Annotated in this window: 5 protein-coding genes; 1 reads left to right on the top strand and 4 read right to left on the bottom strand. The window is 69.3% G+C overall.

Features of this window, described 5'->3' with window-relative positions:
* Positions 1–367: 367 nt before the first annotated feature.
* From RWK90_RS03460 to RWK90_RS03475, 4 genes are all read right to left on the bottom strand, one after another.
* Positions 368–853, bottom strand: coding sequence for a hypothetical protein (locus RWK90_RS03460; RefSeq protein WP_314034791.1), 486 nt, complete (start codon positions 851–853; stop codon positions 368–370).
* Between the two features lie 76 nt (positions 854–929).
* Complete coding sequence (locus RWK90_RS03465; RefSeq protein ID WP_314034793.1) at positions 930–4,334, bottom strand: SbcC/MukB-like Walker B domain-containing protein; 3,405 nt, start codon at positions 4,332–4,334, stop codon at positions 930–932.
* Positions 4,334–5,077 carry a DUF4194 domain-containing protein gene (locus RWK90_RS03470; RefSeq protein WP_314034795.1) on the bottom strand — a complete coding sequence of 248 codons (744 nt, stop codon included), beginning with the start codon at positions 5,075–5,077 and terminating at the stop codon, positions 4,334–4,336. Before RWK90_RS03470 ends, RWK90_RS03465 begins: the two co-directional genes overlap by 1 nt.
* Positions 5,074–6,507, bottom strand: a complete 1,434-nt coding sequence (locus RWK90_RS03475; protein ID WP_314034797.1) for a DUF3375 domain-containing protein — start codon at positions 6,505–6,507, stop codon at positions 5,074–5,076. The genes RWK90_RS03470 and RWK90_RS03475 overlap by 4 nt, the downstream gene beginning before the upstream one ends.
* A 984-nt stretch (positions 6,508–7,491) precedes the next feature.
* Between RWK90_RS03475 and RWK90_RS03480 the strand changes: the two genes are divergently transcribed.
* Positions 7,492–10,341, top strand: coding sequence for a DEAD/DEAH box helicase (locus RWK90_RS03480; RefSeq protein WP_396230262.1), 2,850 nt, complete (start codon positions 7,492–7,494; stop codon positions 10,339–10,341).

Raw genomic sequence — 10,341 nt, forward strand, 5'->3', positions numbered from 1 at the left:
CCCACACACCACTCCACGACGACCTCACAGTCACCGTCTCGTGGGGCTCGCTGCCCATTTCGGGGCAACTTCTCCAGTGTAAGTCTCCCGGCCGCCCCAGTCAAAACCAGGCCCGCCGCTCGCCTACCCCGGCTCGCCACCAGCTCGCTGGGCCGTCTCTCTCGTTCCGGCCCCGCTCCCTGGCGGCTCCGATAAAGTTACACGGGCCTGTCTGCAAAGCCAAATCGCGGCCGTTTGTCCAGTTCAGCGATAGTTTCGGCGCGTGGGCCTTCAGCTACGCCCTGACGCGCCTTCGGCTCGTGGAATCTCCGCGACAGGGAAAGCCCGAGGAATCGGCCATGATCATTCGGGCGGTGGGCGACCCGTCTCATTCGTCAATGGTGAGGTCGTCTGCCACGGCCGTCAGGTCGACGTTGACCATCCTCTGCCGACGCTGGGTCGCGAGTATGGCGTCGCGTAGACCCGGATCGATGTCGACCACGTGTAACTCGACGCCAAAGACACTGGCGGCATGCTTGACCCAGCCGGTGATCGACGACCGCGCTTCCTCGCTCGCGAACACGATGATCGGCCGCACGTCGCTGTAGCCCGGCTCGCTCCGAAGTAGCGCGAGCTTCAGAACGTCCTGGGCAATCTTCTTGAGCTGGCCGCCCTTGAGCCTTCCCTGTCGCGCGTACGCCTCCACCGCGAACTTCCCGTCTTCGCTCCGAGCGTCGAGTTGAATTCGCACTCCCCCGCTGAGCGTCAGCGATCCCCCACGGACCAGCGCCACTTTGAGCTTGGTCGCCAGAGCGTCGACGATCGCGATCTCGGCATCCCTCTGGACTGCCGAGTCGCTCTGATGTGGGGCCATGAAAGCCAACCTACTGCCGCCGACGGCCATATAGCGCGCAACGAACTGACTGAGACCGGCCCTTTCGGGCCGCTCCTCAGCCCAGCCCGTTCTGCTTCTGGTACTCCTCGGTCGTCATCTGCACGAGCCGCGAGTACCGGCCCTCCACGTTGTCCACGTACCCGATAGTCCGCACATACGGCGCGATCACGTGCACCTTCTGCAGCGGGGTGACGATGAGCAGCTGGATGCCGAGCTTGGCGAACAGCTCCAGCGCGTAGCGGGTGGAGGCGTCCGAGCCACGGCCGAAGGCCTCGTCGATCACCGCGAAGCGGAAGTCGCGCGCCTTGGCCGCTCCCCATTCCAAGCCGAACTGGTAGGCCAGCGAGGCGGCGAGGATGGTGTAGGCCAGCTTCTCCTTCTGCCCGCCGGATTTTCCGTCGGAGTCGCGGTAGTGCTCGAACTCGCGGTCGGTCTCGCGGTCGCGTTCGGAGGCGGAGAAGGTGAACCAGTTGCGCACGTCGGTCACCCGCGCGCGCCAGGCACGGTCGGAGTCGCTGTGGCCCTCCCGGCCGCGGAGCCGCTCGAGGATCGCGCGCACCTGCTCGTACCGGCTCTCGGAGTACTGGCCGTCGCCGCCGAACGCGTCGTCGGTGACGCCGCGTAGGTCGGCGCGGAACTGACGCACCTCCTGGTTGACCGTGTTCTCGCAGTCCAGGCGGACGAACCGCCCCGGGTTGAAGTCGATTGCTCCCAGCGCCTCGTTGGTCTTCTCGATCTTCTGCCCGATGTCGTCGGCCTGACGCAGCAGCCAGTTGTGGAAGCCGGCGAGCTCGCGGATGGTGTTCTTGCGCAGCTGGCTCTCGAACTCGTCCACGAACCGCGGGAGGTCGTCGTCGGCCAGTCGGGCGTGGAACCGCACGTACTCGGCGCGGGCGGCCACGGCCGCGTCCATCTCCTTGGTCTGCTCCGGCCAGGTGCGGCGGATCTCGGCCATGGCCTGGTGGATCCGCGTGGTGACGCCGTTGAGTTCGCGCTGGGCGCGCTCGACGTCCGCATCGATCGCATCCGAGAGCGCCGCCTCGGCTGAATGGGCCTCGTCGGCGGTCTGGGCCAGCTCGGCGCCGGGGTCCTCGCCGTAGCCGAGCCGCTCGCGCAGCCGCGGGTACACCTCTCGCGCCGACTCGAGCAGGGCCTCGTCCAGCTCGTCGATCACCCGCTGGTCGCGGAGCATCTGGCGCTGCTCGTGGTCGATGCTGCTCTGCCAGCGGCTGCGGTGGTCGGACAGTTCCCGCTCGTCGTCGGCCACGGTGGCGGCGCGGGCGTCGAGGTCGGCGATCCGCTGGTCGATCTCCGACAGCTCGTCGCTGCCGCGGACCAGCCGCTGCCGCTCGGCCTCGGCGGAGTCGGCGCGCTGCTGGGCCTCGGCCCAGTCCAGGTCACGCCAGGACGGATACTCGGCCAGCCGCACCAGCGCGGTACGGGCCTGGCCGGCGTCGTTCTGCTCGGCGGTGGCGGCGTCGAGGCGGGTGGCCAGCTCGGCGACCTCGGCCTCGAGCCGGGCGCACCGCGCGCGCAGGGCGTCGACCTTGTCCTCGTTGCGCCAGCCCAGCACCCAGTTCCGCGCGTCGGTGGTGGAGCTGCGGTCGTCCTTGACGTGCCGGTTGCGGGAGCGGACCTGCCCCTGCACGGTCACGGCGCGGTCGGCGCCGCGGAACTCGTCCATCGTCTGTGCACACAAGTGGTCGGCGCGGGCGTAGAGCTCCTTGGCGAGGTAACCGCGCAGCGGCGAGTCGGCGATCTCCACGGTGTCCGCGAGCAGCAGCCCGTCGATCTGGGGCCGCTGCAGCGGGACGTGCTTCTCGGGGACCCGCTCGTAAACCAGGCGCACGCCCACCTCGCGGCCGTCGGCGCGGCGGGAGGTGAGCCGGCGGGAGTCCACCCACTCGGCCACGTCGGCGTAGTGCTCCTGCGGCACGAGCAGGGACAGGGCGAATCCGCGCAGGACGCGCTCGGCGGCGCCGCGCCACTGGGCGTGCTCGGCGGCGATGTCCATGAGCTCGCCGGCGAAGGGCAGCTCGGCGGCGTCCAGGCCGAGTTCAGCGCACAGCTGCCCGCGGACCTGCAGCTGTTCGGTGGGGAGGTTGCTGGTCCGCCCGGTCAGGCCGGTCAGCTCCTGCTGCACCTCGCGCAGCTGCCGTTTGCGCTCACCGTGCTCCATGACCAGCGCGTTGTGGCGGGTGGCAAGGTCGACGCCGTGGGAGTCCAGCTCGGCCTCACGTGCGGCGATCGCCTCGGGCAGGCGGGTGAAGGCCGCCTCGTCGGTGACGGGGTCCAGGCCGGCGCGGGTCACCGCATCGGTGAACCGATCCCGACGACGACGACGCTCCTCCAGCTGCTCCCGGGCCGCGGCGGCATCTCGCTCCAGGTCGCCTATGCGGTTGCCGCCGGATTCGGCGCGCGCGGTGACCAGGGCCTCGCGCTCGGTGGCCAGTTCCCTGGCCTTCTCCCGGAGGCGGACCACCTCGGTGTTGGCGGAGGCGACCTCGGTGGTCAGCGTGTCGATCTCGGCCTGGCGCAGGGCCATGCGGAGCTCGGCGAAGTACGGGCGCAGGGCCAGTCGCTCCTCGCGCAGCCGCTCGCGCCGTTCGAGGGCGGAGTCGTAAGTGTTGATCTGCTCGACGAGAGGCTCGAGGGCCGCGAGCTGGGTGCGGGCGCGGGTGACGGCGTCGTGAGCGCGGGTGAGGTCCTCGAAGTGGCGCAGGATGCCCTCGATGCGGGCGGAGGCGTCCACGGGTTCGAGCATGTGGGTGCGGACGAACTCGTTGAGGTCGCCGACGGACTTCATGGAGATGGTCTGGTGGAACAGTTCCATGGCCTGCTCGGAGCGGATGCCCAGCAGGCGGCGCATGGCGCGGCCGTAGGTCGGGAAGTCCTTGTCCACCACGGCCCCGCCCTCGCGTAGGCGGGTGATGAGGGCGCCGAGGTCGGAGCCGAAGCCGGTGAAGTCCGGGTCGATGGACAGCGCCCGGTCGGCGGTGATGAAGCGCCGCCACGGCTGGCCGGTGGCCTCCTGCTGCTGGAAGACCTGCGCGAGGGTGACCTCCTCGCCGTACCCCTCGTTGCGGAAGACGCCGAGGATCACCGAGTACGAGTGCCCGTCGCGCAGGCCCACCGAGCGGACGCTGCCGGTGGCCTCGTTGCGCTCGGTCTTGTGGTGGCCCTCCACGTACGAGCGCAGAGTGCGCTCCTTGCGGGAGGCGCCGGCGGCCTTGTTGTAGTCGATCCGGTGCGAGGGCAGCATGAGCGTGCTCACCGCGTCCACCAGGGTGGACTTGCCGCTTCCGATGTCGCCGGTGAGCAGCAGGGTCTCCCCCGCCGGCTCGAGGTTCCATACCCGGGAGTCGAAGGTGCCCCAGTTGAGCACCTCCAGGCGGGCCAGGCGGAAGCCGGGGCGCTCGCCGCTGCCGAGCTCCACCGAGGAGAAGAGGCCGCTGGTCATCAGATGTCCTCGCTCGCGTGGTGGGCGGTGCTCTCGTCCGCGGCGTCTGCGTGGCCGACGCCCTCGTCGGCGGTGCTCTCGCCTGCGTCCCTCTCGTCTTCGGCGCCCGCGTCGGCGTACTCGGCGAGCTTGGCCGAGAAGTCCGAGAGCGTCTCGGCGTCCACGTAGGCCTTGAGGATGCGGCGCACCTCCCACTCCCCCTTGCGGTCCTTGAGCTGGCGCAGGAAACCCATGCCCACGAGCCGGTTGATGGAGGCGTCGATCTGGTGCTGCTCGCGCGCCTCGTCGGTGCTGCGGTGCAGAAAGAGCTGGATCATCTCCACGATCTCGTCGTGGGTGAGCACCAGCTGACCCGGATCTCCCGCTGACTCGAACTCCGCCAGGCGCTTCCGCAGCAGCACGAGCATGAGGCTGTCGGCGTACGTCAACGTCCGGCGGCGGATCACCCGGGGAAGAGCGTTCTCGCCCTCCGGAGTGTCGGCGGTGCGCAGGTAGGCGTAGCCCTCGTCGTCGTCGATCACCACCTCGAGCCCCACGACGGCGAAGTGGTCACGCACGGCGCCCTGGTGGCGCACCAGGTCGTCCCAGGCGTCGGACTCCTGGTACACGACGCCCTGCATGAGGCGGATGGCGCTGATCGCCACGGCGCGCTCCGGGGACACCCGGCCCGGGGTGGCGCGGCCGACGGCGCTGTCTCCGGCGTGGCCCGACTCGCTGTGGTCTGCGGTGCTGGGGGCGGTCATCGGCGGGTGACCTCCACCCGCGGCATCGTCGCGCGCATGTGCCTGCCCGCCTCGTGGTACTCGATCACGGTCTCCTCATGCTCGTGGGTGGTCACCTCGAGATCGTCCTCGTCCAGCGCCAGGTAGCCGACGATCTCTGCCGCGCCGTGCTGGAGCGGGTACAGGGAGATGATGTCCTCCAGCCGCGCGGTGCCGTGCACCGGGATCAGCGACCGGATGCGGGTGGCCAGGCGCGCGGGATCCACCACCACCTGGTTGGCCAGCACCGAGGTGTCCACCTCCTCGGCCTCGACCGGCTCCAGATCGCTGTTGACCTCCGAGGCCGGCCGCACGGTGAACAGCGGGCGATCCGTGGGCAGGGCGACGTCGACGCTGGTCTCCTCCAGCTCCAGCCCGAAGCCCGGAAACTCGCCCTCCCGCAGGTGTAGGGCGGTGGTCTCGATCTGACGCACCAGGTCCAGCACGCGCCGGTTCTCCAGCCACACCTGGTCGTCGGTGAAGCGGCGCAGCTGCTCGGAGATGCTCCGGACAGTGTGCTGGGTGCGCTCCGCGGCCTCGGCCCAGCTGTGGTGAATGGTGCGCATCCGGCGATCCCCCGCCAGGTCCTCCACCCCGGACAACCGGTCCAGGAGCATGGACAACTCCTCCTGGCCCGAGGTGGACAGCAGCAGGTCGTAGAACGCCTGGAAGCTGCGGCCCTGGTCGGAGGAGTCGATCATGCTGCGGCCGTGGACGAGCTCGGCCAGCAGCTCGCCCTTGCTGCCCTGCCAGGTGGCGATGCGTTCGCGAGCCGAGCGGTCCAGGGCGCGGAAGTTCTCCTCCACCTGCCGGAAGTCGGCCAGCAGGTCGCGGGCGGTGGCGGCGAACTGCTGAAAGCGCTCGCGCACGGCGGTGCGGTCCAGCAGGCCGGCTTGCGGATCCTCGCGGAGCTGGGCGATCTCCCGCTCGATGTCGCGCTTGCGGCGCTCCAGCTGGTCCAGGCGCTTGGCCGGATCCGACTCGGTGCCCTGGGCGATCTGACGCAGCAGGTCCACCGCGGTCTGCAGGCGCGACTCGGTGCCGACGAACGACTGCTCGGCCAGGCCCTGCACCCAGGCGTAGGCCTTCTCCAGGGCCGGGGTGGCGTCGTAGTGGATCTCGTCCGCACCCAGCGGATAGAAGCGGCGCAGGAAGCCCGACTCCGGTGCGGCCCAGTCGGCGAGGTACTCCGCCGCCGTGCGCACGAAGCGCGGGTTGGCCGGGTCCTGGGTGTTGATCGCGTAGAGCTGATCATCCAGGGCGGCGACGAGCTCGCTCTCCGGGCTCGCGCCGCGCCCCTCCTCCACGAAGAACCGGCCCAGCACCGTCAGCAGCAGCGGCGCGTGGGTGGCCCGCAGCATCCGCCAGGCGGGATGCCGCTCGCGCAGCGCCTCGATCTGCGCGTACTCCACGTGGGGCTCCTCTGGGTGGGCGTACTGATGGTCACGGCGGCTCGGGCGCCGAGGGGACAGTCTAGGAGCGGGGGACGAGGTGGTTACGGCGGGGCGAGGGAGTGGGGGCGCGTAATCCTCTCAGCCGACCGGGGAAATCTCGTCTCCCGTGACCATTCGGGTCGATATCCCGTCATGGTGAGCCACCGGGCGTCGCCTCATGCTTACCCGCGGGTCGGCCGACCGTCTCAACGGATGCCGGCGAGCCTCGATCCCAGGGGGTCGCATAAGGCCTTGCTCGCAGTCCACAGCCGCCCCTCGCCTACGGCCGCCCACTTGTCTGCCAGGCTCCATTAAACTGATACGAATCCTGACCGATCACCACGGAGACCCGTATTATCGCTCGCAGCTCAGGACCCAAAGACAACTCTGTCGAGACTGGGGAACGCCCCAAGGTCTGCGCCTGTCCCATTCCTCCTTTGGCTGCTGTACAGCTTGTTAGACGTTGGGAGTAAGTTGAAATTCCTTTGCGTATTTACGTTCGGATCCATGGTCATCAATTCCAACGATCGTGAATCACTCGAGAATGAACTTAAGGACCTGCACGGGTTCGTTCGGATCGAGTCAATTCGGTAGGAGACGGCCCCCGGCAGTTGCGGACCACGGCGCCGACCCACCTTCCTCACGCCACAACGAGCCCCGCTGCCGATTCAGCTCTGGAGCTGACACCCTCTATTCACAAGTGTCGCCCTTCAGTACGCCTTCCGCCGCCTTCTTGAACCCTAAGGTCAGTCGATACACTCCTCGGAACGTGCGCAGCCTGACACATGTCCATGTTCGCGTGCGCGACACGGTGAGCATCGCTAACCTCAGAGGTTCCTTAACCGAGTGCACTACGAAGGATGCCCACCTGTGAGCAGTATTGCCGTCTCCCAACCCACTCCCACAGGCCGGGTCCCCTTTGCCCCAGGCGTCACAGTGGTGGTTCGCGACGAGGAGTGGCTCGTGACGGCTGTAGAGCATGCGGCCACCTCCCCTACGCACCCGGGTGACGCCTACCTGCTCAAGGTCCGCGGGCTCAGCCCCTATGTTCGCGACACCACGGCGACCTTCTACACCGACCTGGACGACGTGACGCCGCTGGATCCCAGCAAGTCGACCGTTGTGGCGGACCCCTCCCCCGGCTACCGCCGCTCGCGCCTGTGGCTCGAGTCCACGCTTCGCCGCACCCCGGTGCCGTTGTACGACGAGTCGCTGGTGGTCTCCACGCAGATGCTGGCGGATCACCTCGATTACCAGCTCAGCGCGGTCCGCAAGGCGCTGTCCAATCAGACGCTCCGCCCGCGCCTGCTCATCGCCGACGCGGTGGGCCTGGGCAAGACACTCGAGATCGGGATGATCCTCGCGGAGCTCATCCGCCGCGGCCGCGGCGAGCGCATCCTGGTGGTCACCCCGCGGCATGTGCTGGAACAGATGCAGCAGGAGCTGTGGACCCGGTTCGCGATCCCGCTGGTCCGCCTCGACTCGGTGGGCATCCAGAAGGTCCGCCGCACGCTGCCCGCCACCCGCAACCCGTTCACGTTCTTCCCCCGCGTGATCGTCTCCATCGACACCCTCAAGTCCGCCAAGTACCGCGCCCAGTTGGAGCGGGTCCGGTGGGACGCGGTGGTGATCGACGAGGTGCACAACGCCACCAACGCCGCCACCCAGAACAACGAGCTCGCCCGCCTGCTGGCCCCCACCACGGAGGCACTCATCCTCGCCTCGGCCACCCCGCACAACGGCCGCGCCGACAGTTTCGCGGAACTCATCCGTCTGCTCGATCCCACTGCGGTCGGCCCCGACGGCACCATCAACCCCCGCGACCTGCAACCGCTCATCATCCGCCGCCACCGGCACAGCCCGGAGGTCGACGGCGAGGTGGGCGCCCAGTGGGCCGTGCGCGCCGAGCCGAACAACATCCTCGTGCCGGCCTCACCGCAGGAGACCGCGCTCGCCCGCGAGCTCCGCGACACGTGGACCCGCCCGGGCGTCCAGCCCCCGTCGGGTGACAACCGCCTGTTCCCCTGGACCCTGGCCAAGGCCTACCTCTCCTCCCCCGCCGCGCTGATCGAGTCGGTGACCAACCGCCGCAAGAATGCGTCCGGCCCCGTGGAGCTCGCCGCCCTGGACCGCCTGGAGGAGCTCGCCGAGCAGGTCACCCCGGCCTCCAGCGCGAAGTACCAACGCCTGCTCGCGTACCTCCGCGAGATCGGCATCTCCCCGCGCAGCGATCAGCGGGTGGTGATCTTCTCCGAGCGCGTGCGGACCCTGCACTGGCTGGCGGAGAACCTGGCCAAGGACCTCAAGCTCAAATCGGACGCGGTGGCAGTGATGCACGGCGGGCTGTCCGACCAGGAGCAGATGGACCTGGTCGACAGCTTCAAGCGCGCGTCGAGCCCCCTGCGCGTCCTGGTGACGGGCGACGTGGCATCGGAGGGCGTCAACCTGCACACCCAGTGCCATCACCTGGTGCACTACGACATCCCGTGGTCGCTCATCCGTATCCAGCAACGCAACGGCCGTGTGGACCGCTACGGGCAACGCACGCCCCCGGTCATCACCACGCTGCTGTTGGATCCGCCCGAGGACGCCGCGCCCGGCGATCTGCAGGTCCTCACCCGGCTCATGGAGCGCGAGTACGAGGCCCATTCGCAGCTCGGCGACGTGGCCTCGCTCATGGGCGCGCATTCGGAAGCCCGCGAGGAGGACACCATCCGCGAGGTGCTGGCGGGCAAGAAGGACTTCGAGGACGCCGTGCGTCGCCCGGAGGATGTCCTCGCCGCCGCCGGGGAGGTGGATGACGACGACGAGCTGGACTTCGACGACATCGACGTCTTTCTCGAACAGATCTCCATGAGCGGCACCGACGAGTCCGGTGCTTCGGCGGCGACGCAGGCAACCCGATACAGCGTGTACGAGTCGGAGGTGGATTACCTCGAGGACGCTCTCACCGAGGCGTTCCACAACGAGCCGCAATTCCCCAAGTCCCGCGGGGGCGTGGCGTGGCGGCGCAACGCCAACGACACCGCCCAGCTCGAACCGACCGATGACCTGGCCCGACGGCTGGACCTGCTGCCGGAGGACTACGTCCGCGCACGCCGGGTCCGGGAGGAGCTGATCCTGGCCACGTCGGTGAACCGCGGCAAGCAGTCCCTGGCGGAGGCCCGCGAGGGCGCCTCGGAGACCACGTGGCCGATCGCCCACTTCCTCGGTCCGCTGCACCCGGTCTCGGACTGGGCGGCGGACCGGGCACTGGCGTCGATGGCGCGCCAGGAGGTGCCCGCGGTCCGCGGCCGCGTGGACTACCCCACCGTCCTGGTGATGGGCACGCTGATGAACCGCCGCGGTCAGGTGGTGACCCGGGCGTTCTCCGCCGTGGAGTTCCCCGCCCCCGAGCTGGCCGCCGCCGAGCCCATCGAGGACCCGTACGCCTGGCTGAAGGAGATCGGCCTCGCCGTCGGCGCCACCAACCCCGGCCCTGTGGCCGACGCCGCGGAGCTCTCCACCCTGATCCCCCGGGCGGTCAAGGCCACCTCGGGCTCGCTGGAGACGGTCTTCGCCCAGGCCGGTGCAGAGGCCGACCGCCGCATCACCGCTTGGCGCGAACGCTCCCACGAGTGGGAGAACCAGGCAGTTGAGCTGATCAGCAGTGCCCGCCTGACCACCCTGTCCCGGCGGGTGAAGGAGGAGGCCGAGCTCGCCGAGCAGCTCCGGCCGGAGCAGCGGCTGGTGCGGCCCCTCCTCGTCGTCGTCCCCCTCAACCATCCCATTGCGGACACCTCCGCCCCGACCACCTCGCAGGAGAACAGCTGA

It is taken from the genome of Dietzia sp. CH92, from assembly GCF_032248695.1.
In the GTDB taxonomy this organism is placed as follows: domain Bacteria; phylum Actinomycetota; class Actinomycetes; order Mycobacteriales; family Mycobacteriaceae; genus Dietzia.

Coding starts and splice junctions, on each gene's coding strand:
- RWK90_RS03460 (WP_314034791.1), bottom strand. CDS start 853: ATGGCCCCACATCAGAGCGACTCGGCAGTCCAGAGGGATGCCGAGATC.
- RWK90_RS03465 (WP_314034793.1), bottom strand. CDS start 4,334: ATGACCAGCGGCCTCTTCTCCTCGGTGGAGCTCGGCAGCGGCGAGCGC.
- RWK90_RS03470 (WP_314034795.1), bottom strand. CDS start 5,077: ATGACCGCCCCCAGCACCGCAGACCACAGCGAGTCGGGCCACGCCGGA.